Annotated in this window: 19 protein-coding genes; 11 read left to right on the top strand and 8 right to left on the bottom strand. The window is 68.0% G+C overall.

Translation table 11 applies throughout. The features are described from left to right. Positions 1–116: 116 nt before the first annotated feature. Entirely contained in the window at positions 117–1,682 is a 1,566-nt protein-coding gene (locus ACMGEZ_RS17305; protein WP_436823505.1) for a phospholipase D family protein, read from the top strand. Positions 1,683–1,718: 36 nt separating this feature from the next. Here the strand turns inward: ACMGEZ_RS17305 and ACMGEZ_RS17300 are convergent, their stop codons facing one another. Continuing rightward, the gene (locus tag ACMGEZ_RS17300; protein ID WP_436823504.1) at positions 1,719–3,206 is read right to left on the bottom strand and encodes a cyclic nucleotide-binding domain-containing protein; all 1,488 of its coding nucleotides are present in this window, start codon (positions 3,204–3,206) and stop codon (positions 1,719–1,721) included. A 41-nt stretch (positions 3,207–3,247) separates the two neighbouring features. Here ACMGEZ_RS17300 and ACMGEZ_RS17295 point away from each other — a divergent pair, with 41 nt between their 5' ends. After that, positions 3,248–3,403, top strand: a complete 156-nt coding sequence (locus ACMGEZ_RS17295; RefSeq protein ID WP_436823503.1) for a hypothetical protein — start codon at positions 3,248–3,250, stop codon at positions 3,401–3,403. Then, positions 3,400–5,106, top strand: a complete 1,707-nt coding sequence (locus ACMGEZ_RS17290; RefSeq protein ID WP_436823502.1) for a patatin-like phospholipase family protein — start codon at positions 3,400–3,402, stop codon at positions 5,104–5,106. Before ACMGEZ_RS17295 ends, ACMGEZ_RS17290 begins: the two co-directional genes overlap by 4 nt. Positions 5,107–5,111: 5 nt before the next feature. Here the strand turns inward: ACMGEZ_RS17290 and ACMGEZ_RS17285 are convergent, their stop codons facing one another. Both ACMGEZ_RS17285 and ACMGEZ_RS17280 read right to left on the bottom strand, forming a co-directional pair. Then, positions 5,112–5,906, bottom strand: coding sequence for an SIR2 family NAD-dependent protein deacylase (locus ACMGEZ_RS17285; RefSeq protein ID WP_436823501.1), 795 nt, complete (start codon positions 5,904–5,906; stop codon positions 5,112–5,114). Positions 5,907–5,949: 43 nt separating this feature from the next. Beyond that, positions 5,950–6,093, bottom strand: coding sequence for a hypothetical protein (locus ACMGEZ_RS17280; protein WP_436823500.1), 144 nt, complete (start codon positions 6,091–6,093; stop codon positions 5,950–5,952). A 113-nt stretch (positions 6,094–6,206) separates the two neighbouring features. Here ACMGEZ_RS17280 and ACMGEZ_RS17275 point away from each other — a divergent pair, with 113 nt between their 5' ends. The 3 genes from ACMGEZ_RS17275 to ACMGEZ_RS17265 all read left to right on the top strand — a co-directional run bounded on the left by ACMGEZ_RS17275 (position 6,207) and on the right by ACMGEZ_RS17265 (position 8,188). After that, positions 6,207–6,383 carry a DUF1328 domain-containing protein gene (locus ACMGEZ_RS17275; protein WP_436823499.1) on the top strand — a complete coding sequence of 59 codons (177 nt, stop codon included), beginning with the start codon at positions 6,207–6,209 and terminating at the stop codon, positions 6,381–6,383. Between the two features lie 53 nt (positions 6,384–6,436). Beyond that, positions 6,437–7,228 carry a DUF3750 domain-containing protein gene (locus ACMGEZ_RS17270; protein WP_436823498.1) on the top strand — a complete coding sequence of 264 codons (792 nt, stop codon included), beginning with the start codon at positions 6,437–6,439 and terminating at the stop codon, positions 7,226–7,228. Positions 7,229–7,810: 582 nt separating this feature from the next. After that, entirely contained in the window at positions 7,811–8,188 is a 378-nt protein-coding gene (locus tag ACMGEZ_RS17265; protein WP_436823497.1) for a PH domain-containing protein, read from the top strand. An 89-nt stretch (positions 8,189–8,277) separates the two neighbouring features. Here the strand turns inward: ACMGEZ_RS17265 and ACMGEZ_RS17260 are convergent, their stop codons facing one another. After that, positions 8,278–9,438, bottom strand: coding sequence for an IS30 family transposase (locus tag ACMGEZ_RS17260; RefSeq protein ID WP_436823496.1), 1,161 nt, complete (start codon positions 9,436–9,438; stop codon positions 8,278–8,280). A 223-nt stretch (positions 9,439–9,661) separates the two neighbouring features. Here ACMGEZ_RS17260 and ACMGEZ_RS17255 point away from each other — a divergent pair, with 223 nt between their 5' ends. Beyond that, positions 9,662–10,384 carry a Crp/Fnr family transcriptional regulator gene (locus ACMGEZ_RS17255; protein WP_436823495.1) on the top strand — a complete coding sequence of 241 codons (723 nt, stop codon included), beginning with the start codon at positions 9,662–9,664 and terminating at the stop codon, positions 10,382–10,384. A gap of 87 nt (positions 10,385–10,471) precedes the next feature. Here the strand turns inward: ACMGEZ_RS17255 and ACMGEZ_RS17250 are convergent, their stop codons facing one another. After that, entirely contained in the window at positions 10,472–18,991 is an 8,520-nt protein-coding gene (locus tag ACMGEZ_RS17250; protein WP_436823494.1) for a glycoside hydrolase family 94 protein, read from the bottom strand. A gap of 394 nt (positions 18,992–19,385) precedes the next feature. Between ACMGEZ_RS17250 and ACMGEZ_RS17245 the strand changes: the two genes are divergently transcribed. After that, on the top strand, positions 19,386–19,538 hold the full coding sequence (locus ACMGEZ_RS17245) for a hypothetical protein (protein WP_436823493.1): 153 nt from the start codon (positions 19,386–19,388) through the stop codon (positions 19,536–19,538). A 13-nt stretch (positions 19,539–19,551) separates the two neighbouring features. Here the strand turns inward: ACMGEZ_RS17245 and ACMGEZ_RS17240 are convergent, their stop codons facing one another. Continuing rightward, positions 19,552–20,118: a GNAT family N-acetyltransferase gene (locus ACMGEZ_RS17240; RefSeq protein ID WP_436823492.1), complete on the bottom strand. Its 567-nt coding sequence runs from the start codon at positions 20,116–20,118 to the stop codon at positions 19,552–19,554. Positions 20,119–20,399: 281 nt separating this feature from the next. On the opposite strand from ACMGEZ_RS17240, the gene ACMGEZ_RS17235 reads away from it, so the two are divergent. Then, positions 20,400–22,304: a hybrid sensor histidine kinase/response regulator gene (locus ACMGEZ_RS17235; RefSeq protein WP_436823491.1), complete on the top strand. Its 1,905-nt coding sequence runs from the start codon at positions 20,400–20,402 to the stop codon at positions 22,302–22,304. Between the two features lie 249 nt (positions 22,305–22,553). Next, positions 22,554–22,712, top strand: a complete 159-nt coding sequence (locus ACMGEZ_RS17230) for a hypothetical protein (RefSeq protein ID WP_436823490.1) — start codon at positions 22,554–22,556, stop codon at positions 22,710–22,712. A 7-nt stretch (positions 22,713–22,719) separates the two neighbouring features. On the opposite strand, the gene ACMGEZ_RS17225 is transcribed toward ACMGEZ_RS17230, so the two are convergent. After that, entirely contained in the window at positions 22,720–22,977 is a 258-nt protein-coding gene (locus ACMGEZ_RS17225) for a hypothetical protein (RefSeq protein ID WP_436823489.1), read from the bottom strand. 294 nt (positions 22,978–23,271) lie between these two features. Here ACMGEZ_RS17225 and ACMGEZ_RS17220 point away from each other — a divergent pair, with 294 nt between their 5' ends. Beyond that, complete coding sequence (locus ACMGEZ_RS17220; protein ID WP_436823488.1) at positions 23,272–23,805, top strand: hypothetical protein; 534 nt, start codon at positions 23,272–23,274, stop codon at positions 23,803–23,805. Between the two features lie 177 nt (positions 23,806–23,982). Here the strand turns inward: ACMGEZ_RS17220 and ACMGEZ_RS17215 are convergent, their stop codons facing one another. Next, positions 23,983–24,300, bottom strand: a complete 318-nt coding sequence (locus tag ACMGEZ_RS17215; RefSeq protein WP_436823487.1) for a hypothetical protein — start codon at positions 24,298–24,300, stop codon at positions 23,983–23,985. Positions 24,301–24,302: the final 2 nt, after the last annotated feature.

The raw sequence follows: 24,302 nt of genomic DNA, 5'->3' as shown, positions 1-24,302 counted from the left end.
CGCGGGGTGCGTGCCGGCTGCCTGGACAAGCAGGACCTTCCCCTGCCCTGTGGATGGCGTCAGAATTGCGGCGAACGCTCGCTTCCTTCCAGGCGATGCGGTTCGGAACCGAAGCCATGAGACGCTGGTTGACCGCCCTCTTCGTGCTGCTGCTCGCCGGCTGCACAACGCTGCCACCGCGCATCGCGCAGCCTGCCAGCAGCGCCATCGCCGATACCGGCGACACGCCTCTCGGGCGCATTGCTGCGGCGAGCCTGGCTGAGGCGCCCGGTGGCAATTCGGGCTTCATGCTGTTGCCGAGCGGCGAAATGGCCTTCGATGCGCGCCTCGCGCTGGCCGAGGCCGCCACACGCTCGATCGATGCGCAGTACTACCACATCCATGCCGATACCGCCGGCGCAGCCTTCCTGGCGGCGCTGCGCGATGCCGCGGTGCGCGGCGTGCGTGTGCGGCTGCTGGTGGACGACTACCACGCCGGCGATCTGTACCCCATGCTGCGGGGCCTGGCCGCGTTTCCGAACGCCGAAGTGCGCCTGTTCAACCCGCTGCCCCAACGCTACGGCACGCCGATCCGTCGCTTGCTGCTGTCGCTGCACGAATTCACGCGCGTCAACCGCCGCATGCACAACAAGCTCTTCGTCGCCGACAACCAGTTCGCCGTTTATGGCGGGCGCAATATCGCCGACGAATATTTCACGCGCCACGGCGAGGCCAACTTCATCGACCTCGACGTCCTCTCCGCCGGCACCGTCGTGCGCCAGCTGTCGGCAAGCTTCGACCGCTACTGGAACAGCGAACAGGTGTGGGCGCTGGAGCAGAGGCTGCACGCTTTGGAACGCGCCGCTAAACCCGCCGAGCGGCGCGCCGACTTCGACGTGCAGCTGAAAAGAATCGCCGGCCCACCGCCGAACGTGCCGCCGCGGGACTACCTGGGCCAGAGCACGGTGCGCGCGCAGATCGCGGATGGCCGGTTGAAACTGTTGGCCGGCAGTGCCCGCGTGCACGACGACCCGCCCGACAAGGTGCTCCAACCCGTGGACCCGAACAAGGCCAGCCCGGCGATGCGTGCCAAGCTCGACGTGATCGGCGCTGCGCGCGAGGAAGTGGTCGTTGTCAATCCTTACTTCCTGCCAGGCCCGGTGGGCCTGCGCATGATGCGCGAGGCCCAAAAGCGCGGCACGCGTGTGTTGATCGTCACCAACTCGCTCGGCTCCACCGACGAACCTCTGGTATACCGCGCCTACTCACGCTACCGCCCCGACATGCTGCGGCTGGGCGTGCAGCTGTACGAGTTCGGTCCCGACCTGGTGCGGCGGTCGAACACCTTCGGGGTCTTCGGCAAGTCCACGCCGCGCCTGCACGCCAAGGTGGTGGGCGTGGACCGGCGCTGGATGGTGGTGGGCTCGGTCAACCTCGATCTTCGCTCGGCGGTGCTGAACACCGAGTTGGGCGTCACCATCGACTGCGCGGCGCTCACGCGTCAGGCGCTCGGCCTGCTGCGCGCCGATGCCTTCGCCAGCATGTACCGGCTCCAGCTTGGCGAAGACGGCCAGACGGTCGAATGGCATCTGCGCGACGACAGCGGCAAGACGCAGGTGCGGCACGACGAGCCGCACGCGAGCCTATGGCAAGGCATTACGCTGTGGCTGCAATCGTTGCTCGTGTCCGAGGCAGACTTGTAGCCGGCGCCGGCCAGGATCCCTTGAATCCGAGGTTCATCAGCGCGCGATGCGCGCGATGCGCACGATGCGCGCCGCGCCGCTGGCGGTGACTGCCATCGCCTGCTTCGTATCGAAGAAGGCGGGCGCGCGCACGACGGTCGATGTGCCGGCCTGCTCGACCTGCACGTTGCCCAGCAGCACTAGCAGCATCTCCGCGGCGCTCACTTCGGCGCGCTCGCCCGCGGCCAGCGACCGGTGCTGCCCCGCGTCGACGACCGCCATCCGCGCCGCGCGCTCCAACGTCTTCCACGCCGGCAGGCCGCGCACGCAGTCGTCGAAGCGCCGCGCCGCGAAGTTCTTCCAGAGGATCTCGCTCAGTTTCGGGTGCGCTTCGAGGATGGAGAACAACGCCGCGCGCGAAATCTGGATGAGCAGCGTGGCGGTGGCGGTGCGCAGCGAGGCACTGCGCCGTTCGCCGCTGAGCATGGCGATCTCGCCGAACATGGCGCCTTTGGCCAGCTCGTCGATGATGTGCTCTTCGCCTTCGCCCTCGCCAGGGGCCAGCACATAGGCGGCGCCGCGCGCGATCACGTAGAGCTCGTCGCCCGGGTCGCCGGCACGGAAGATTGTTCTTCCCGCGGGAAGCGCAACGATCTGCGCGCTGCGTGCCAGCGTGGCCAGGCTGGATGCGTCGAATGAGCCGAACAGTGCGGTCGCCTTGAGGCGCCGGATGACCTCGGCGGGGCGCAGCAGCTGGCCGCCGACGGGCAGGCGGTACAGCATCACCATCAAGCCCTCCTTGCGCCGGGTGAAGCGTTCGGCGAAGAAGGTCGAGATCAAGTGCCAAAGGTTGTGCGCGTCGAGCCTGACCAGCGTGACGAGTCCGTCGCCTGCGCCGTAGCCGGGGTTGGTCTCGATGAAGAAGCGCGCCGCGGGCTTGTCGCATTGGCGCCAGTAGTGGCGCTCGACCTCGGCGTCGCGCGTGATCCAGTGCACCTGGCGAGTAAGCGGGTTGTCGGGGGTCACGCGCTCGAGGCCGAACGAGTTCGCCAACTCGTCCATGAAGGCGAGCACGGCCGGCGGCGGCGGATGCCGGGTGCTCGGCCAGACCACATCGAAGAGCTTGGCAAACACGCAATAGCTCGAAGGGTGCACCAGCGAGCCGAGGTAGTAGACGCGCCGCCCCGGGTGGCGCAGCAGGTAAGGCAGGGCGAGCTCGAGACCGAAGCGCGTGTTGGTATCGCCACCGCGGTAAGCGCGCATCGTACCGGCCTCGGCACGAAAGATGGCGCTCGCCTTGCCGGCCAGTTCACGCTCGAAGATGTGCAGCGCGAAGTAGCCAACGATCTCGCCTGCGTGGTTGCGGTGCACGTTGATCCAGGTGTGCTCGGCCGGGGACTCGACCACGTACTTCGCGAACGAGTCGCGGCTGACGCCGTCGAACACCTCGCAATGGACCCTGTAGAGCGCATCGATGAACTCTTGCCGCGCGGCGGGGTCGAGCTTGCTCGGGACGACGATGGCGGATTTGGCGATCTTCGGCATGGGTGTCCGGTGCGAAGGCCGGCGGGTTGCACGCGTGGCGGATGGGACGAACGATTTTGCCCCACGGCACGCCCGACCCGATCACCGAAGCGCCCACGCGCCGCGGCATACTGGCGGCCATGATCGCCGAGCCGATTGCCCTGCCGATCGAGAACGTCGCGCGCCGGGACGCCTTGGCGCCCGGCCTGGCGCGATGACGCCTGCCCTCGCCCTGCACCCGCTGTTCGCCGGCATTTCGTCCGAGGCGCTCGCCTCCCTCGAACGATGCCTGCAGACGCGTCGCTTCGAAGCGGGCGACATCATCCTGCGCGCCGGCGTGCCGTCGGCCGAGCTGTTCGGGCTGATCGACGGGGCTGTGCGCGTCGAGCTGGCGGGGGGTGGCCGGCGGCTGCTGCTGTTGCCGCCCCAGTGCTTCGGCGAGCTGTCGGCGCTGACCGGCGATCCGGTTTCGGCCAACGTCGTCGCCCAGCGCGATGTGCAGACCTGGGTCCTCTCGGCCCCCGTTCTCCTGGAGGCGATGGCGCAGGAGGTCGCGTTCTTCCGCAACGTCGCGAACATGCTGGGGCTGCGCCTTCGCGAGCGGACGCGCCGTGCGCCGGTGACGCGGCCGCGCGTCGTGCTGGTGCCGACGGGGGAGGTCGGCGACCCGATCCTGCTGGCGGCGCTTGCCCGCGGTTTGCAGCACTACGCGCCCGGCTCCGAGCACGACGAGTCGCGCGACGACGCGGCAAGCGGCGCGCAGCGCATTCGCCGCTGGCGGGACGTTGGGCCGAGCGACGCAGTGCTGCTGCTCGGTACCGGCCAGGCCGGCAGCGCGGCGTTGATGGCGCAGCTCGATGCCGATGACGCGTTGCTGGTCACCGCAGACGATCTGCGCCGCCTCCCCGATACGCACGCCGCCCCCGTCGTCTGGCGCCCGGGTGCGCTCTCCGGGGCGGCGGCACTGCAGCGCTGGTGCCACGCGGTGCCGCGCGACGAGATCGACGCTGCGGCATCGGGCGGCGACTGGTCGCGGGCGCGCCAGCCGGCGCTCGATCACCTCGTGCGGCGGCTATGCGGCCGGGAGGTGGGCGTGACCATGAGCGTGGGCGCGGCTGCCGGGCTGGCGCACCTGGGGGTGCTCGAGGTCCTGGAAAGCGACGGGCTGCCGATCGACTTCCTTTGCGGCTCGAGCATGGGGGGTGCCGTGGCACTGGCCTTTGCCCGATTCGGCAGCGCGCGCGCGGCGACCGAGAACGTCCTGCGCGTGGTCGCGGACTTCGCGCGCGCCAGGGGCATGCAATGGCTGCCACGCGGCTCGCTCATCTCCGAATCGCGCATGGCGACGCTCACCCGCGACCTGTATGGCGATGCCACGTTTGCGCAGTTGCGGTTGCCGGTCGCGGTCGTCGCGGCCGACCTGACGATGGGCAAGCGTGTCGTGCTCGACAGCGGCGCCGTGGCGCCGGCGGCACGGGCCACGGCGGCGATCCCGGGGGTGTTCGCCGCGGTCCGGCTCGGCGACTCGGTACTCGTCGACGGTGCGGTCGTGTCACGCCTGCCGGTCGACCTGCTCGCCGCGCGCGGCTGCGGCTTCAGGCTCGCCGCGCTGGTCCGACCCACCTATCCCGAGGCGCCCCTCGATGCTGCGCGCGCCGCCGATCGCTTCGAACAGCGACTGCGTCGCCCGTTCGGCCTGCGCGCCGCGATGGGCGGTGCCTGGCGCTTGCAGGGCTGGTGGGACGCCGCCGCCCAGGCCGATCGCGCCGACCTGTCGCTGACCGTTCCGATCCCGGTCGGCGAGGGCTTCAACTTTGCGGCGGCCGAAGCCATGGTCGACTGTGGCCGGCGCACGGCGCTGGAGCGTCTGCCGCAGATCCGCCTGGCGATGCAGCAGGTGCTGGCGCCAGGGGTGCCTTGACCGCCTCATGGCGGTCTGGCGGCGGTGTCGAGGCTCGACACCAAGGCAGGAAGCCCGACACCCGCCTGGATCTGCCAATCCATGGAGCTCCCCGTCATGCTGGAGGCATCAGGATTGATGACGGAGACAGCGCAGCCCCGGCTACGCGCAGCGTCCGGCAGGCCCGCCGCCGGGTACACCAGGCCGGATGTTCCGACCACCAGCAACAGATCCGCACGCTCGATCGTGCGAAGTGCCTCGCGCCAGACCGCCTCCGGCAAGCCTTCGCCGAACCAGACCACCCCAGGACGGATCAGGCCGTTGCAAGTGTCGCAGCGTGGAGGTGCCAGGCGCGTACCGATGCGCTCGGGTTCCGGCCCCGATGTATCCGCGAGGCCGACCCACGCGCGCCCGCAGTCGAAGCAGCGGGGCGCGAACAGGCTCCCGTGAAGATGAAGGACCGCCTTGGCACCCGCGCGTTCATGGAGGTCGTCGACGTTCTGCGTCACGATGGTGAGCGCCTCCACCCCAGTCCGGGCGGCAAGTGCGGTCAGCGCGAAATGGCCCGCATGCGGAACGGCGAGCGACGCATGGCGGCGCCGCCACTCGTACCACGCCCACACCGTTTCAGGATCGCGCCTGAACGCCTCCGGCGTCGCAAGCGCCTGCGGATCGAAGCGCGACCAGAGGCCGCTCCCCTTGTCCCGAAAAGTGGCAATCCCGCTTTCCGACGACATGCCGGCACCGGTCAAGACCACGATGCGGCGTGCGGTGCGCAGATGCGAGACGAGCGATGCGGGTGGAACAGCTTGGCGGTTCATGGCGCGGTTTCAGGAGGGAAGAGTTGCCGAAGCTGTGCATCATCTAACTGCGCTCGGTGTACTGGAAGGGCTCGAAGCCCAATCGTTCAGCCGGCGTGGACTGCGGCTCCTCGGAGGCGTCCAGCAGGTCAGGACGTTCTTCCTGATGCTCTTCGTCGCACTGGATGCATGGATCGTCTTGGTTCATGATTAACCCCGGTGGTGCGGTACGCAGCTCGCTGACGCTGCTGTGAGCCTCAGCCCTACCTGACGCATGCTGACCATTGCGAACAATACAAGGCACCAACAAGGAAAAACCTCATGCTGAAGTGGGCCATCATCTTCGCCATCGTTTCGGTCGTCGCAGGTGTCTTCGGCTTTACCGGGATCAGCGCCGGTGCTGCAAAGATCGCGAAGATCCTGTTCTTCATCTTCCTGATTGTCGCCATCGTGTTCGTAGCCTTGGCGGTCCTGGGTATCGGCGCCATGGCGACGTAGGCTCGCGACGCACGCACTTGTGACCGTTCCAGGGGGGCGGCGACACTCTCGAAATGACCGACGCCGCCACTTCGCCTCCCATCCGGAAGCGCTCGACGCGCTGGTTACGTTGGCCGCTGGTTTTGCTGGGCCTGCTCGCACTCTTGATGCTCGGCCCCGTGGGTGTGCTGGCGTTCGGCAACCTCGACTTGCACACGCCTTGGTACATGATGAGTCGTGAGAGCACCAAGCAGGCGCCCGACGCTGCGTCCGAACGCGGTGCGGTCGTGCAGGTGTACGGCGCTCGCATCGTGCGGTGGCGCGGCGCCTTCGGCATCCACCCCTGGATCGCGGTCAAGCGCGCCGGCGCGGAACGCTACACCACGTACCACATCGTCGGCTGGCGGGCCCGGCGCGGCGGAGATGCACTGGTCACCAGCGAAGTCGACGATCCGAGCGTTCAATGGTTCGGCGCCAATCCGCAACTGCTGGCCGACCATCGAGGTGCCCGGGCAGAAGCCATGATAGACCAGATCGAATCTGCAGTGGCGGCCTATCCCTGGCGCTCGTCCTACCGCCTCTGGCCAGGCCCCAACAGCAACACGTTCGTGGCTTGGGTGGCCCGACAGGTGCCCGACCTGCGACTGGACCTGCCAACCACCGCCATCGGCAAGGACTACCTCGGGTTGACCACCTTCATCGACCACGCACCCAGCGGCACGGGGTGGCAACTGTCGTTGCTGGGCCTGGCGGGCGTGACGGTGGCACGCGACGAGGGCGTGGAGCTGAATCTGCTGGGGCTGGGCTTCGGCGTCGATGTGGACGACAGGGCCTTGCGGGTGCCGGGTTTTGGCCGGCTGCCTTGATGCATCGACCCGCCGACCACGGCATTGTGAAGCCGCACTAGGCTGCCAACGCCTCCAAGCCAACCAGGGCGTGTCAGCTCAGCCCGCCGATCTCGAGGCCGGGGAGAGATGGGCGATACGACCTCATCACGGGCACGCCGCCGACTGGCATTCGCATCCACAGCCTCTGGCCTGATGGCAATGGCACTCGCCGGTGCGCCTGTTGAAGTGGCAACCGCAGGCGTTGAGCCCGCCGCCATGCTCCATGGCCTCTTGTGGCGCACAACGGCCGAGCGTGGACATGGTGGCGCTCGGTGACGAGGCCAGGCAAGCGAGCACAAGGCACATGAGCAGTCTTGGAATGACCACGATCTGTTCTTCTTCTTGAACTGGGGCTTGAAGCGTGCATCAGACTTGCCGGTGCTGCGTAGAGGGTGGTTCCGCGGCGGTGCGCACTATTGCCGGTTTGGGCCGGGAGAATTCATCCGGCTGCGAAGGGTCACCCCACCGCCACCTACATTAGCCACGCGCTGCGCCCCCGAGCAGCCTTTGACGACGACCGGCCACGGTCACGTGTATTGATCGAGTTTGGAAGGAGCAACCATGGGCCTACTTGATGGAATGCTTGGCAACGCAGCCAAGATCGACCCGGCGAAGATCCAGCAGGAGTTCAGCCAGATCCTGGCAAAGGGCGAAGTGGTCGAGCACGCCTACCAGCTCATCCGCGACTACTTCGTGTTCACCGACAAGCGCCTCGTGCTGGTCGACAAGCAGGGCATGACGGGGAGCAAGATCGACTACCACTCCATTCCCTACAAGAGCATCACGCACTTCAGCGTGGAGACGGGGGGCACCTTCGATCTCGATGCGGAACTCAAGATCTGGATCTCGGGGACGGCTGCGCCGATACAGAAGCAGTTCAATAAGAAGCTCAGTATTTATGAGGTGCAGAGTGTGCTGGCGAGTTATGTGCTTAGGTGACGTGAGGTGAGATTTTGTCGAGGGCACGCGTGTGCCCTTCGAACTGCTCTCGTGTCAGGGTAGTCTAAGTTCAGCTTTGCAGTGCGGATTCAACCGGTCGATGCAACGATCTGGCTGAACATCTCAGCCGGTGTTTGGAAGTCGAGAGTCTTCCTGGGGCGCTCGTTCAACCTGCGTGCCACTGCATTGAGCTTGGCCTGTGAGTAGGTCGAGACGTCGATGCCCTTAGGAAGGTACTGCCTCAGCAACCCGTTCGTATTCTCGTTGGTGCCGCGCTGCCAAGGATTCTGAGGATCGCAGAAGAAGACCTGGATGTCGGTTGCCAAGGTGAACTGCTTGTGGCCTGCCATCTCTTTGCCTCGATCCCAGGTGAGCGACTTGTAGAGTTCCTGCGGCAGCTTGCGAGCATTCTTGACCAGCGCGTTGACGACCGTCTCCGTGCCCTTGCCGTCAACCTTGACCAGCATCACGTAGCGTGTCTGGCGCTCAACCAGCGTGGCGATCTGGCTGTTGGCGCTTCCGAACAGCAAGTCGCCTTCCCAGTGGCCAGGGACTGCTCGGTCCTCAACCGTAGCCGGACGCTCGCTGATCGAGACGGCGTCAACGATTCTTCCATGGGTGTCGGTCTTCTGCGAATACTGGCGTGACCGTCGCATGCCTCGCGTTCTTCTCAGATGCTGCAGCAGTTCCTTCTTCAAGGCCCCGCGGGCTTGAATGAACAGGCTGCGGTAGATGGTCTCGTGTGACACGTGGCAGGTCTCGTCGCAAGGGCAAATGTGTTTGAGCCACCCCGCAATCTGCTCCGGAGACCATTGCAGCCGAAGCTTCTCCGTGACGATGCGCGCCAAGAGCCGGTTCTTGGCCAGCTTGCAACGCTTGGGCCGGCGAGCCCGGTCCCAGGCCGCCTGGTCGGCCTGGGTCGCCCGATAGCACCCCGGACCACCATTGCGTTTGATCTCGCGGCTGATCGTGGAGGGAGCTCGTCCGAGGATCATCGCGATCGCGCGAATCGAGAAGCCAGCCACCATGGCACGCGAGATCTCCTCGCGCTCGGCCAGCGTCAATGCCTTTGGTGAACGGCTTCGCTCCGGCGGCCGAATGCCGCCAGTGCGCGACAGAATTCCCTGTACCGACGTGTGTGGTCGATTGAACACCTGAGCAATCTGATGCAGGGTCCATCCCTGCCTCCATCGCTCCCACATCAACGCCTTCTGGCTGTCTGTGTAGTAGGTTCGCGTCCGGTAAGCCATCTGCAACACTCCTTCTGCCAACGGCAGTCATCAGTGTGTTGCATTGCAGGTGACGCTCGATCCTTGGGGCGGCGGTCCGCAGCCGGGGATCGTGGTGACGGAGCTCACTGCGGCAGGGAGGGAGGCGTTGGGGCGGTTGGCAGAGGGAGAGTGAGCAAGACCCGAGGCAGCGCACAGAGCAACACCCGCTGCCGCATACTCCCCAAAAACCCCTCGCCAGCCGATGCCCACCCCACCCCCCGAGCCCAAGCAGAACCGCCTGCTCGCAGCCCTCCCAGACGCCGAGTGGCAGCGCTGGCTCCCCCAGCTTGAATGGGTCCAGATGCCGCTGGGCCAGGTGCTGTACGAGTCCGGCGGCACGCTCAGCCACGTCTACTTTCCAACCACCGCCATCGTCTCGCTGCTGTACGTGCTGGAGAACGGCGCCTCGGCCGAGATCGCGGTGGTCGGGAACGAAGGCCTCGTCGGCGTCTCGCTGTTCATGGGCGGCGAATCGACGCCGAGCCGGGCGGTGGTGCAGAGCGCGGGCGAAGGGTTCCGGCTGAAATCGCAGCTGATGAAGGACGAGTTCGACCGGGCCGGGCCGGTGCTGCATCTGCTGCTGCGCTACACGCAGGCGCTGATCACGCAGATGGCGCAAACGGCGGTGTGCAACCGGCACCACTCGCTGGACCAGCAGCTGTGCCGCTGGCTGCTGCTGAGCCTCGACCGCCTGCAGGGCAACGACCTGGTGATGACGCAGGAGCTGATCGCCAACATGCTCGGCGTGCGCCGCGAAGGAGTGACGGAAGGCGCGCTGAAGCTGCAGCAAGCCGGGCTGATCCGCTACGCGCGCGGCCGCATCTCGGTGCTGGACCGCCCGGGCCTGGAAGCCCGCACCTGCGAGTGCTACGGCGTGGTCAAGAAGGAATACGACCGGCTGCTTCCGCAGAAGCTGGCGACCTGAGGCGGCCGCAGCAGCCGGCGGCCGGGTGCTATGCCCCCGACGGGTGCAGCTCCGCCGAACCGCTGCGCTGACCCGGCGCCATCGCGGTCAGATCTCCAGCAGCAACCGGTGCGGCCGGCCGTCCAGCGGTACCCGCACGCCGTGCTCGCCAAGCGGGACCGACTCGTCGTCCAGCAGCATCCGGGAGATGCCGCGGCCGCGCCGCGACGGATGGAGCACTTGAATGGCGTACGCGGTCGACTCGATGGTCACGGTGGCCTCGAAGCCGGGCCAATCGGCCGGGATGCAAGGCTCGATCACCAGGCACGCGCCTTCGCGCCGGATGCCCAGGATGCCCTCGATGCCGGCGCGGTACATCCACCCCGCCGAGCCCGTGTACCAGGTCCATCCGCCGCGTCCCGTGTGGGGTGCGGTGCCGTAGACGTCGGCCGCGACGGCGTACGGCTCGACCCGGTAGCGGTCGACCTCCTCGGGATTGCGCGCATGGTTGATCGGGTTCAAAAGGCTGAACAGCGATGCGGCCCGGTCGCCGTCGCCCAGCTGCGCAAAGGCGAGGATGGCCCACATCGCGGCATGGCTGTACTGGCCACCGTTCTCGCGCAGGCCGGGCGGGTAGCTCCTGATGTAGCCGGGGTCCGGGCTCGTCTTGTCGAAGGGCGGCGCAAGCAGCAGCGCCAGGCCATCGTCTTGCCGGATCAGGTGCTGCGCCAGCGAGTCCATGGCGGTGGCCGCACGCGCGGGGTCCGCGGCACCGGAGAGCACGGCCCACGATTGCGCGATGGCGTCGATGCGGCATTCCTCTCTGCCTTGCGAGCCGAGCCAGGTGCCGTCGTCGAAGGTGGCGCGGCGGTACCAGGCGCCGTCCCACGCTTCGCGCTCGATGGCGGCGCGTACCGATTCCGCGTGGGCGCGCCAGCGGGCGGCGCGCTCGTCGTCGTGTCCCTGCGCGATCGGCGCGAAGAGCGCGATGGTGCGCACCAGCAGCCAGCCCAGCCACACGCTCTCGCCCTGGCCGCCGGCGCCGACGCGGTTCATGCCGTCGTTCCAGTCGCCGGTGCCCATGAGCGGCATGCCCAGGCGGCCGGTGAGGGCCAGGCACTGGTCCAGGCCGAGCGCGCAATGCTCGAACAGCGTGGCCGACTGGCCCGAGGGCTCGGGCCGGAAGAATGCGTCGTGCTCTCCCGCACGCAGCGCGGGCCCTTCGAGGAAGGGCACTCTCTCGTCGAGCACCGCCGCGTCGCCGGAGGCCGTGATGTAGGTGGCGGCGGCATAGGCCAGCCACACCCGGTCGTCCGAGATGCGGGTGCGCACGCCCTGGCCCGAATGCGGCAGCCACCAATGCTGCACGTCGCCCTCTGCGAACTGACGGCCGGCCGCACGCAGCAGATGCGCGCGGGCCTGCGCCGGGTGGGTAAAGCTCAGCGCCATCCCGTCCTGCAACTGGTCCCTGAAGCCGTAGGCGCCACTGGCCTGGTAGAAGGCCGCGCGGGCCCACAGGCGGCAGGCGATGGTCTGGTAGAGCAGCCAGCCGTTGAGCATGATGTCCATCGCGCGGTCGGGCGTCCGCACCTGTACCGCGCCAAGCGTCTGCTCCCAGTACGCCTCGACCTCGGCCAGCACGGCATCGAGGTCCGATGCGCGGTAGCGGGCGATCAAGGCCTGCGCCTCTTCGGTGGAGGCGGCCTGCCCGAGGAAGGCGACGATCTCCATCGATTCGCCGGGAGCCAGCTCCACGACGCATTGCATGGCGCTGCAGGGGTCGAGTCCCGCTCCGGTAGCGCCCGACAGGGACAGGGCGCCGGTCAGCGCCGCGGGGGCGCCGGGGTTGCCGTGGCGCCCCAGGAACTCGGTGCGGTCGGCCGTCCATGCGGTCTGCCGGCCGCCGAGGTCGGCAAAGGCGACGCGGCCCTGGAACGCGGTGGCCCAGGGCTTGGTGGCCAGCATTGCGCCGGTGGCGGCGTCGATCTCCGTCAGGATGAAGGGCGCCGATGCGCCGCGCGAGGTGCCGAGCACCCACTCCGCATAGGCCGTCACCGTGAGGCGGCGCGCAACGCCCGAATGGTTGCGCAGGGTCAGGCGCGAGATCTTGACCGGGTCGGCCAGCGGCACGTACTGCAGCAGCTCGAGCGCGATGCCGTGGGCGGCGTGTGTGAAGCGGCTGTAGCCGTGGCCGTGCCGGGCTTCGTAGCGGCCGGGGCCGCGCATCGGCTGCGCGGTCGGTGTCCACAACTCGCCGCTGGCCTCGTCCCGCACATAGAAGGCCTCGCCGGGCGCATCGGTGACGGGGTCATTGGACCAGGGCGTGAGCTGGTTCTCGCGGCTGTTGCCGCACCAGGTCGCGCCGCCGCCTTCGGCCGGCACCTGGAAGCCGAAGCCGGGGTTGGCGATGACGTTGATCCACGGCGCGGGCGTGGTCTGCCCGGCATGCAGGCGCACCACGTATTCGCGGCCGTCCTGTGCGAAGCCGCCCAGGCCATTGAAGAACTCCAGGTCCTGCGGGGAGGGCGGCACCGGCAAGTACCGGGCGGGGGCCCGCGGCGGCGCGCGTTCGTCGGGCGGGGCGGCGCGCGGCGGCGCCAGGCGAGCGAGCCGGTCGGCGATGGACCCGTGGCGGGCGACGAGCTCGATGCGCGCGACGGATCGCAGCAGCGCGCTGGACTGCGCGCCGAGCAGGTCCGCGCGCAGCGCATGGACCGCGCCCTGCGCAAGCTCCGCGCCGAGCCGGGGGCGCGACTGGCTGCTGCGCACGGCGGTCTCGATCGCCACCTGCAGGTCCTGCATGTACGACGACCCATGCTCGTTGAGGATGACGAGGTCGACCCCGAGCTGCTTCATGCGCCAGTATTCGTGCGCACGCAGCAGTTGGCGGACCTGGTCGATGTCGTCGGTGTCGTCGATGCGCAGGAGGACGATGGGCAGGTCACCCGACACCGCGTGCGGCCACAGGCCGGACTGCGGTCCTGCGCCGCGCACGATGGCTTCGGGCGATGCGCGCAGGCGCCGATCGGCGTACAGCAGCGGCGCGGCCAGGCGCTGGAAGTCGGCGGCCTCCTGCGCATCGACGCCAAGATGGCGCAGCTGCACCTGGGCCTGCGTCCACGCGAGCGTTGCCGCGCGGCCGAAGGCGTTGCGGTCATGGTGCTGGTCGATCAGGTCCAGCAGCGCGGGGCGCGAGGGCGCGACCACGGTCCAGAAGGCGATGCGCGCAAGCCCGCCCGGCGGCACGAGCACCCGCTGGCGCAGCGAGAACACCGGGTCCAGCACTGTGCCCACCGTGTTCGACAGCAACTGGTCGTCGAGCACGGCGGCGGCCGAGCCGGCGTGCCGGCCGCGGCCCAGGAAGCGGGCGCGGTCCGATTCGTACTGCGGCTCGGCGGTGATGTCGCCTTCGACCACCGCGAAATGCGCGGCCCACGCCTGCGGCTCTTCGGGCGTGCGCGTGCGCCGGCTCGCGATCAGGGCGCCGAACTCCGGCAGGTGCTCGGTGATGACGAAGAGCTTCGAGAAGGCGGGATGGGCGTCGTCGGCGGCCTGGGCCGCGAGCACCACCTCGGCATAAGACGTGACATCGACCTCGCGTGCACGCCGCCCCGCATTGGCGAGCGACACACGGCGCACCTCCCCGTCGTGCTCGCCGGAGACGAGCACCTCGAGCGTCGTGCTCAGGCTGCCCTCGCGGTGGGTGAAGGTGGCGTGGTCTTCGCTGAACACCACCTCGCACTGCCGCGTGTCGGTCGACAGCGGCTGCGCGCTGGCAGACCAGGCCTGGCCGCTGCGCACGTCGCGCAGGTAGACGAAGGCGCCCCAGGGGTCGCGCGTGACGTCCTCTCGCCAGCGCGTCACCGCCAGGCCGCGCCAGCGGCTGAAGCCGCCGCCCGCCGCGGTCAGCATCACGGTGTAGCGCCCGTTCGACAGCAGGTGCGTGACGGGTGGCAGGCCGAGCGCGGCGGCCGACAGGCGCCGCACTGCCGGAGTCTGCGCGGCGCTCTCGTCGCGCGATGCATGCACTTCCTCGGCGCGGGGATGCTCGACGGCGACGTTGCGCGGCAGGCGCTCCTGCAGCAGCAGCTCGCAGGACTGGATCATCGGCTCGCGATGGAAGCGCGCACGCATGATGCCGCCCTGCAGGATGTTGGCGATGGCGACGATGGTCATGCCCTGGTGGTGGGCCATGTAGCTGTGCACGATGGCCGCCGTCTTGCCCTGCGGTACGCGCGCTGGCGTGAAGTCCAGCGCTTCGTAGAAGCCGTGGTGCCCGAGCGCACCCATGGCGGCCAGGCGCGCGTAGTTGCGGCATGCGGCCTGCGGATCGACCATGGCCGCGAGGCCGGTGGCATAGGGCGCAATCACGCGGTTGTCGGCCAGCCCGCGCTTGAGCCCGAGGCCGGGAACGCCGAAGTTGGAGTACTGGTAGGTGAACTCCAGGTCGCGCGCGTTGTACGCCGACTCCGAAACGCCCCATGGGATGCCCAGCGCGTCGCCGTAGGCGATCTGCCGCTGCACCACGAGGCGGTTGGTCTGTTCGAGGAGGCTGCCGACGGGTGCGCGCATCACCAGCGATGGCATCAGGTACTCGAACATAGAGCCCGACCAGGAGATCAAGGCCGATCCGCTGCCGATGGGAGTGGCGGCACGGCCGAGGCGGAACCAGTGGCGCGTGGGCGCGTCGCCCTTGGCGATGGCGAACAGGCTCGCCAGCCGGGCCTCGGAGCCGAGCAGGTCGTAGCAGTTGAGGTCCAGGCGCTGCTCGACGACGGCGTAGCCGATCGACAGCAGCTTGCGCTCGGGGTCGACGAGGAAGGCGAAATCCATGGCGAGCGCCATCTCGCGCGCGGTGTCGGCGAGCGCCTGGAGGCGCACGGCCAGCGCCTTCGGCGCATCGCGGTGGAGGCGGTCGCGCGCATGCGCGGCGGCGCAGCGGCCCAGCGCCTCGATCCAGAACACCAGCTCGTCCGCCTCGTGGTTGCCGGCTTCCCCGAGCAGGCGGGCGGTGGCGGCGGCCTTGTCGGCGAGGCGGCCGATCGCCGGCGCGAGGGCGTCGATGGCCTGCGGGCCCTGGAGCTGCGTCGTCATGTCGTCGAGCAGCTCGACGATGCGCCGGCCCCGGCTGCCTTGCGCGGCAGGCAGGCTGTCGACGGCTTCGCGGGCGAGTTGAAGGGCATCCTCCATGCCGGCCTTGGCGTCCATCAAGGGCGCGCCGTCCTGCCACTCCTCGCAGGCATTGGCGAGCGCGATCAGGTGGCCCGCCAGGTTGCCGCTGTCCACTGAAGAGACATAGGGGGGATCGAGCGCGCGCAGGTCCTCGGTGCCGTACCAGTTGAAGAAGTGGCCCTTGAAGCGCGGCAGCTTGTGCAAGGTGGCAAAGGTCGCTTCGAGGCGCTCGATGGTGTCCTCGGTGCCGGCCCAGCCGAAATCGCGGGCCGTGGCGGCGGCCAGCAGGTAGAGCCCGATGTTGGTGGGCGAGGTCCGCCGCGCGAGCACCGGGCGCGGAACTTCCTGGAAGTTGTCGGGCGGCAGCATGTGGTCCGCCGGGGTGACGAAGGTCTCGAAGTAGCGCCAGGTGCGCCGCGCGATGAGGTGCAATGCACGGGCCTCGGCGGGCTGCAGGACGCGCCAGCGCGCGATCTGCGGCGGCCTGCTGGCCCACAGCGCCACTGCCGGCGCCGCGCCCCACAGCAGCATGAACGGCAACACCCACGCGAGCGCAGCCGGCAGCGAAGGCGCGAGCAGCAGCGCGGCGCCCCCGAGCGCCAGCCCGAGCGCCGTGCCGCCGCCCATCAGGCGGTAGAAGCCCAGCAGGTCGAGCCGGGGGCGCCTGGCCGATTGCGCGGCCGTCGTCCATTCGAGCAGATGCTGGCGCGAGACGAACAGGCGCACGAGCGTGCGGCCGATCGCGTCGAGCGCGCGCCACGCCTGGTCCGGCAGGAAGGCCAGCGTGGCGCCGGCCTGGAGCGCGGCCATCTTCAGATCGCCCGCCAGCGCAATGAAGTAGCTGCGCACGTGCACGCCGCCGCGCGGCGGCCGGAGGGCGAAGACGACCGGCAGCAGTGCGGGGATCGCGAGCGCCGCGAGCACCAGCAGCACGGCCATGGGCGCCACGTGCGGGGGCAGCAGCCAGGCGGCGCACAGCGCGATGAGCGCCGACGGCGCCAGGAGCGAGCGGCGCAGGTTGTCGAACATCTTCCAGCGGCCGAGGGCGGGCGCGGCCTGCAGGCCGGTGCGGTGCCCGGCGATCCACGGCAACAACTGCCAGTCGCCGCGGGTCCAGCGGTGCTGGCGCCGGGCCGCGACGTCGTAGCGTGCGGGGGCCTCCTCGACCAGCTCGACATCGCTCGCCAGGCCCGCGCGGGCGAACACGCCCTCGAACAGGTCGTGGCTCAGCATGGCGTTCTCGGGCACGCGCGCGCGCAGCGAGGCCTCGAAGGCATCCACGTCGTAGATGCCCTTGCCCGTGAAGGAGCCTTCGCTGAACAGGTCCTGGTAGATGTCGGAGATCGCCATCGCATACGGGTCCATCCCGCCGCGGCTGGAGGAGATCCGCTGGTACAGCGAGCCCTCGCGCCCCACGGGCAACGACGGCGTGATGCGCGGCTGGAGGATCGCGTAGCCGCCGACGACCCGCTGCAAGGCACTGTCGAAGCGGGGGCGGTTCAGCGGATGGGCCATCTTGCCGACCAGCTTCAGTGCGGCACCGCGCGGCAGGCGGGTGTCGGCGTCGAGCGTGAGCACGTAGCGCACGCCTTCGGGCACGGCCGGTGCGGCACCGTCTGGCGAGACGAAGGTGGTGTCGGCCGCGCCGCGCAGCAGCCGGTTGAGTTCGTGGAGCTTGCCTCGCTTGCGTTCCCAGCCCATCCAGGTGTTCTCGGCCGCATTGAAGACGCGGCGCCGGTGCAGCAGCAGGAAGCGCGGGCTTGCGGGCGCGGGGCCGTGGCGCCGGTTCAGCGCTGCGATGGCCTCGGTAGCGATGGCGAGCAGCGGCGCATCGGTGGGTAGCTCTTCGCTGTGGGCATCGAGGCCGTCGGTGAGCAGGGCGAAGACCATGTCGCCGCCGCCGCCGGCGAGGTGGTGGACCTCCAGCCGCTCGATGTGCTCCAGCAGGTCTGCTTCGCTCGTCAGCAGCGTGGGCACGGCGACCAGGGTGCGAAGCGGCGCGGGCACGCCTCCGGCCAGTTCCAGGCCCGGCAGGGGCATGGCGCCGAAGCGCCAGGTTGCAGCACGGTTGACCAGCGCCATCGCCAGCTCGGTCGCGGGCACCAGCAGGCCCAGCATCCACAACGTCAGCACGGCCGCGGCGCCGCCGCCGGGAACGAGGTAGAGCGCCAGGCCGAGCAGCGCGGCTGCGCTCGCGAAGACGGTGCCGGCATAGGCGCCGATGCCCAGGCTGCTGTGCCAGCGGCCGATGCGCAGGTGCAGCGGCGGGCGGAAGCCGATGGCTTTTTCCAGCGCGCGCCGGCCTTCCGCGAGCAGGTGGTAGCCGGGGTCTTCGACCCTTGCGCGTTCGTGCGCGTCGGTCTCGTGGGCTGATGCGGCCCGCGCAGCCGCCAGCGCATGGCTTGCGATGTCGAGCTCGGAGCAGGACGAGCCGCGTGCCAGTTGTTCGATGGCGCTGCGATAGAGATTGCGGGTCTGGAAATCCATGGCGGCGAAGCCGCTGTGCTCGCGCAGCCGTGCGTCGACGAGGCTGACGCTCTCGAAGAGGTCGGCCCAGTCGATGTCCGACATCAGGCGCAGGCTGGTGATCACGTTGCGCACCGTGACGTTGGAGGCCCCTTGGCGCTGCTGGGCATGCGCGACCGCGTCGTCGATGGTGGCGCCCTGCTGGCCGAGCCGCTCCTCGAGCCAGCCAAGGGCGGGCATGGTGTCGGGGTCGTGGTCCCTCAATCGCTTGGCCAGCTGGGCGGCGAACAGCTCGGACAGCGCCAGCGGCGAGCGTGCGACGATGTCTTCCTCGAGGGCGGCACGCGCCGAGCCCGGCAGCGTGAGCCGGGTTGCAAGCAGGTCGGCATCCGCCCGCGCCGTGCGCCCGACGGTGATCTGGTCGGCCAGCCGGCGCAGGTTCTCGATGAGGACGATGCGCAGCGTGATCGCGACGGCCCACAGCTCGCCGATCGTCAGTGGCTGGACCCGCTGGTAGGCGGCAACGAAGCGGCGCAGCACGGCCGCGTCGATGTGGCTGTCGGTGTGCGCCACGAAGGCCCAGGCCAGGCCGAAGACCCGCGGGTAGCCGGCGAGCGGTCCCGTCGCCAGCTTGGGCAGTTGCCGGTAGTAGTCGGCCGGCAGGTCGCTGCGGATCTCGCGGATCTGCTTTTCGACGAGGTGATAGTTGTCGAGCAGCCATTCGGCGGCGGGTGCGACACGCCGGCCCGCCTCCAGCTCGGCGGCGCTGGCCCGGTAGGCAGCGAGCAGCACGCGGGCGTTGTCGTCCAGCCTGGTCCGCAAGGGGCGCGCGGCGGGCGGCGTCGGCGTGACGGTCTGCGCAACCGCGAGGCTTTGGGCATGCTGCTCCAGGCGCTCGATGCCGAAGAGCTCCTCTCGAACCGGTGCCCTGTCGGCCCACGGGGTGGAGCGGGTGTCACGCCAGAAGGCGCGGGGAAGAATGAAGTCCATGAACGCCTTTCCGCGAACTCGGGTGCGCGGGGCGAAGGATGTCGCTGGTCCGCGCTTCGCAGCTAGGCCACGGGCAGGTCGAGCGCTCGCACATGACCGGCGAGCACGAAGGCGCCTCCACTCGAACCGACCTGGTCGGCATTCCGGTGGTGCGCCCTTTGCGATGAGGGTAGGGGCGGGCAGATTGCGCGTCTGTGCGGTAGCGCACGTTCGCCTCGCAGGTCGGGCGTCCGTGCGCCACCGCACAGTACAAACCGATCAGAGGCGCTACCGTTGCAGTCCTGTACCCCTTCCTGGACAGGACTGCCATGACTTCCCGCGAAAACACCGCCGAATCGCTGGTTCGCGTCTACCTGAACGGGCGCTTGATGCCCCGGGCCTTCAGGACGCGGTGGTGTGGGTCGTCGCCTCGCGACTGAGCAGCGGCGAGAAGCCGGTTCTCGACGAAATCCTGCGAAGCGACATCGACCACCACGCGATTGCTCGTCCCGATGGTGTCGAAGTTCCTGCAGCGCACCCGGAGTTGTGCGCCCTGCTGCGGCGCTAGCATCCGGCCGCGCTCAGCGCCCGCGCAGGTTCATCCGAAACGCGATCACCGTCACATCGTCCACCACCGGCGCCAACCCCAGGATCGCCGTGGCACGCAGGTCATGCTCGGGGCAGCGGATGAAGCCCATGCGGTGGTACAGCTTGCACGCCGCCGTCATGAACGACGAGCTGTGGATACCCATCGTCAGCGCGCCGAGCTCGTGCGCGCGGTTCACGCAGTACTGCGCGAGCCGGCGCCCCAGCCCGCGGCCGCGGGCGTCCGGGTGCACCGCGAGCTTGCGGAACCCGGCCCAGCCCTTGGGCAGGCCGAGGCCCTCCAGGCCCGCATCGGGGTAGAACACCACGCTGCCGACCACCCGGCCCTGCCATTCGGCAACCAGCAGCTGGGTGCCTTCCCCCGGCTTCTCGACGTGGCGCAGATCGTCGAGGTAGGCCTCGAAGACGGCCGGCGGCACGCTCTTTCTGTACTGGGAATAGGCGGCCATGCGGATCGATGCGATCGGCGTGGCCTCGTGGCGCTCGGCGGGGCGGATGCGGCAGCCCGCAGCTACGGCGATGGTCCCCTCGAAGTCCAGCATGGCTCTCTCCTTCATTCCTCGGGCGGTCGGTTGACCGGTGAAGGAGCTCAGCTTAGGCGTGGGGGCGCGCGCCATATTGAAGGAACGCGACATCTTGTCCGACGCGACATAGGCCATGCGGCCGATGTCCAAAGCAAGACCGGGTTCTGATCAATGCCGCGTTGCTCGGGGCACGGCGGTGCGCCGCCCCGACCGTACGCCGATGTGTAGATCGCGTCCCACGTACGTTGCGTCGCCTGCCCTGTACGCTGCGCGCTCCCTCGGCTCGACAGGCGACTCCAATGGAAGACAGACGGGAGCCTTTCCCTCCTTTTCGACACGACACCATCTCCGACGCCGACTACCATGCCATGGTCGACGCCGTGCGCGACTACGCGATCTTCTTCCTCGATCCATCGGGGTTCATCCTGACGTGGAACGCCGGCGCGCAAGTGCTCAAGGGCTACGCGGCCGAGGAGATCATCGGAAAGCACATTTCCGTGTTCTATCCCCCCGAACTTCTTGACCAGGGGTGGCCGGCGCATGAACTCAAGTCCGCCGCAGAGCAAGGCAGTTTCGAGGATGAGGGATGGCGCCTGCGCAAGGACGGAACGCGCTTCTGGGCCAGCATCGTCCTGACGCGGCTCAACCATCCGGACGGTTCCCTCAAAGGCTTTTCCAAGATCACCCGGGACCTCAGCGAGCGACAGCGGCAGGAGGACCTGCTGCGCGCGAGCGAGGAGCGTTTTCGGCTCATCGTGGAGGGGGTTAAGGACTATGCAATCTTCATGCTCGACCCTGCGGGCTATGTGGTGAGCTGGAACAAGGGCGCGCGCGCTGCCAAGGGGTACGAAGCAGAGGAGATCATCGGCAAGCACTTCTCCGTGTTCTATCCGCCGGAGGTGGTTGCTACCGGATTCCCCGACATGGAGCTGAAGTCGGCCCTGGAAACCGGGCGCTTCGAAGACGAAGGTTGGCGCCTGCGCAAGGATGGAAGTCGTTTCTGGGCCAGCGTCGTGATCACCGCGCTCTTCGACAAGTCGGGCAAGCACCGCGGCTTCGGCAAGGTCACGCGCGACCTGACGGAACGGCGGCGGGTCACGGCACTCGAGGATGAAGGTCGGCGCATCTCGACCTTTCTGGCCATGTTGGGCCACGAACTGCGCAACCCCTTGGCGCCCATCGCCAACGTTGTGCAGATGATGGAGCGCCAGGCCCTCGAGCCTCAGCTCAAGCGGATGACCCAGGTGGCGTCTCGCCAGGTCAAGCAGATCACACGACTGGTGGACGACCTCCTCGACGTTGGCCGCATCGCGAACGGCAAGATCCATCTCGATTTCAAGCCGCTCAGGCTTGCCTCGGTGGTGGTGGAGGCCATCGAGGCGATCAGGCCGTTTCTTGACGCGAAGAACCACGTGCTCGAGGTGGACCTTCGGGATGAGTCACTGTGGATGACCGGGGATCACAGCCGCCTCGTCCAGGTCGTTTCGAACCTGCTTCACAACGCCGGCAAGTTCACGCCAACGGGAGGCCGGATCAGGGTGTATCTGGCTGCCCGGCCTGGCGGAGCCGAAATCAGCGTGGCGGACAACGGGCCGGGGATCGCGCCCAAGTACCTGTCGCGCGTTTTCGATCTGTTTGCCCAAGGCGATCAGGACATCGCCCGATCGCAGGGTGGCCTGGGTCTTGGACTCACGATCGTGCAGAACATCGTGCGCCTGCACGGCGGGGAGGTGAGCGCGTTCAGCAAGGGGGTTCCTGGCGAAGGCAGTGAATTCATCCTCAACCTGCCGATCATCCCTGCTCCGATGCAGGTTCCCCAGGAGGCAGGGCCGCAGAAGGGCAAGCGCGTTCTGGTGGTTGACGACAATCAAGACGCAGCAGAGACGCTCGCACTGATGGTCGAGGCGCTGGGCTACTTTCCCGCTTCGGCGTTTGACGGTCATGTGGCGATCGAGGCCATCAAGCACCATCGGCCGGACCTCGTCCTGCTGGACATCGGGTTGCCCGGCCTGAGCGGCTGGGAAGTGGCGCAGAAGGTCCGCAGCGAGGTGGCCGATCCTCCCCCTTTGATCGCAGTGACGGGCTACGGGCAGCCCTCGGATCGAGCGAAAAGCCTCGACGTGGGTTTCCATGAACACTTCACCAAGCCGGTCCAGCTTGAACAGCTCGCCGACACCCTCGGCCGCTTGCTGGGACCCGCGTGACGCAGACATCGTGTGGCGATCGCGGTGACTGACTGCGCTGCCGATGCGGATCGGCGGGCTGGCCGAGTGTTTCAGAGAAGCGCTTCGGAAGGCGCAGTCGGGCTGCGGAACGTAGCGTGTCCAGCTCCGCTGCGCAATCCCATTGACAAAGTTTAAGAATCCGCTCCGCAGGGGTGTCGCAGTGCGCCGACACGACGCAAAAAAATAGTCTCTCTCGAATAGTTTTGGCTTACCCGGCACGTTGCCGCATTGCGGGGACGTGCCTTCGGGCAATGGGCGCGCCTGACGGACGCCTATGCCAAGCAGTTCCTCCTGCTGCGCCGCGATGTGCGCTCCCCTCGCGTCGAGGCGATGCGACCGGCCCAGGAACTCACTCGCCTCAGCCGGGTGATGGGCGGCTGCGCCTGATCCGGTCTCACTCGCCGTCTAGACCGTCGCCGGAATCATCCTCGTCGACCTCGTCGCGCGGGCCTGTCATCAGGTCGTCGGACAAGGCCTTGAGTGCCAGGAAGCCGGCCTCAAGCGCACCGATGTAGGTCGCGAAGCCTTTGCCCGATTCCATCAGCGGCTCGAACTCCATCGAGCGGTCAAAGGACTCGATTAGCACCCAATAGAAATCGCCCTCGTCGTGCTGATCTACGGTTAGGGCGATGGAGAGAAGAGGGCGGGCCATGCGGCGATTGTGGAAAGCGCCCATGACATTTCAGAGAACCGCAGTCGGGCTGTCCGGCCGTTTCTACTTCGCCTAGCCGCTCGGGATCCCGCGGGATGGGCACTCCGCCTTGGGGCGAGTCGCTTTTCCCCGTTGCATTATTTTCGACAGCGGAAGGGTGGAAAGCTTCACTCCACCCCCGCTCCGCGCTCCTCTCCGGACTGCTCGATAGCAGGCCGACGCTGGTAGACTGCGAACTCTTGGTTGCACACTGCTGTTGCCCCTCTGATACTAGCGCTCCTTTAAGGAGAAGATGTGAACCAGAAAATTGCAGCGCTTATTGCAGGTTGCGGCATCGTGGCGAGCGCATCGATGCCCATTGAAGCATTTGCGACGGATTACAACCCCAAGCCTTTAAGAATTGTCGACGCTGCAGGTCATGTCGTCGGGAATCTTTACGGCAAGGGCAACAGCGACTTCGTCGTTTTCAGGTACGGCGACGCGCTAGTCTCACTCAGAGTTGAAGGCCCGCACGGCGACATTCGCCCTGTCGAAGCCACTGGCGGCGGCGGCCTTTGGTTTGGCGCACCCAACTGCGCGGGCAACCCTATTCTTCAGGCGATAACGGTGAGTGTGACTGGCACGATTCCGGTGACCGGCTTCAAGGACACGAACGGCCGCTACATCGCCTATTTGCCAAAAACAACGACCATCGGAAGCTTCCCGATTTACTCGCAGCGTGCGCCTGAAGGCAACTGCCAACCGGTCCAACCGGTGCCTCGGCTTGGTTATCCTGCTGAAGCTGTGCCGCTCGATACGTACTTTGTGGCGCCCTTCCGACTGGAATAGGTCATTCGATCAACGGTCCCACCGGTGAGCGGCTGGACGTGGTCAAGCTGCCAGCCGTCGCAACGGCCGCGGCAAGGTTGCTCGACGTGGAAGGCGTACGTCGATGCCGTGCCGGCGCCGGCAGGCTCCGAAGCTCCACAAAGCTGAAGCCGGCGGGCAAGCAAGATCCATCGGCGATCAGGCACCGGCTTGCTGTTCTCGGGTCAGGTACTCGTCGATCCAGGCGCGCGCCTTTGTCGCAAGGTGCCTCCGGGCCGCTGCCTCTTCCGAGATGCCGCCGACGCTGACCCGGGACATGACCTTGCCGGATCGCTTCACATCGGCGAAGAAATACATGGCTTCTCCCGCAGGCTCGCATCCCATCTCGATGGTCCAATCAGGTGGAGCAGGAGGCGGGTCGGAAGGCTGGCGCGCCGGGGAAATATTCATCTGCTGGTTGGGGTGATCTTTCTGCCGGAAGTATGCGCCGACGCTGCTGGGGGTGCCATGGGTCAAAT

The sequence above is a fragment of the Variovorax stachyos genome (assembly GCF_051400855.1).
In the GTDB taxonomy this organism is placed as follows: Bacteria; Pseudomonadota; Gammaproteobacteria; order Burkholderiales; family Burkholderiaceae_C; genus Variovorax.
This window is presented reverse-complemented; position numbering and strand designations above follow the sequence as displayed.

Excerpts from the sequence above, each read along its gene's own strand:
- ACMGEZ_RS17265 (WP_436823497.1), top strand. The coding sequence starts at position 7,811 with ATGGGCCTACTTGATGGAATGCTTGGCAACGCAGCCAAGATCGACCCG.
- ACMGEZ_RS17235 (WP_436823491.1), top strand. The coding sequence starts at position 20,400 with ATGGAAGACAGACGGGAGCCTTTCCCTCCTTTTCGACACGACACCATC.
- ACMGEZ_RS17305 (WP_436823505.1), top strand. The coding sequence starts at position 117 with ATGAGACGCTGGTTGACCGCCCTCTTCGTGCTGCTGCTCGCCGGCTGC.
- ACMGEZ_RS17225 (WP_436823489.1), bottom strand. The coding sequence starts at position 22,977 with ATGGCCCGCCCTCTTCTCTCCATCGCCCTAACCGTAGATCAGCACGAC.
- ACMGEZ_RS17255 (WP_436823495.1), top strand. The coding sequence starts at position 9,662 with ATGCCCACCCCACCCCCCGAGCCCAAGCAGAACCGCCTGCTCGCAGCC.
- ACMGEZ_RS17300 (WP_436823504.1), bottom strand. The coding sequence starts at position 3,206 with ATGCCGAAGATCGCCAAATCCGCCATCGTCGTCCCGAGCAAGCTCGAC.
- ACMGEZ_RS17285 (WP_436823501.1), bottom strand. The coding sequence starts at position 5,906 with ATGAACCGCCAAGCTGTTCCACCCGCATCGCTCGTCTCGCATCTGCGC.
- ACMGEZ_RS17280 (WP_436823500.1), bottom strand. The coding sequence starts at position 6,093 with ATGAACCAAGACGATCCATGCATCCAGTGCGACGAAGAGCATCAGGAA.
- ACMGEZ_RS17250 (WP_436823494.1), bottom strand. The coding sequence starts at position 18,991 with ATGGACTTCATTCTTCCCCGCGCCTTCTGGCGTGACACCCGCTCCACC.
- ACMGEZ_RS17260 (WP_436823496.1), bottom strand. The coding sequence starts at position 9,438 with ATGGCTTACCGGACGCGAACCTACTACACAGACAGCCAGAAGGCGTTG.
- ACMGEZ_RS17240 (WP_436823492.1), bottom strand. The coding sequence starts at position 20,118 with ATGCTGGACTTCGAGGGGACCATCGCCGTAGCTGCGGGCTGCCGCATC.
- ACMGEZ_RS17290 (WP_436823502.1), top strand. The coding sequence starts at position 3,400 with ATGACGCCTGCCCTCGCCCTGCACCCGCTGTTCGCCGGCATTTCGTCC.
- ACMGEZ_RS17275 (WP_436823499.1), top strand. The coding sequence starts at position 6,207 with ATGCTGAAGTGGGCCATCATCTTCGCCATCGTTTCGGTCGTCGCAGGT.
- ACMGEZ_RS17270 (WP_436823498.1), top strand. The coding sequence starts at position 6,437 with ATGACCGACGCCGCCACTTCGCCTCCCATCCGGAAGCGCTCGACGCGC.
- ACMGEZ_RS17295 (WP_436823503.1), top strand. The coding sequence starts at position 3,248 with ATGGGACGAACGATTTTGCCCCACGGCACGCCCGACCCGATCACCGAA.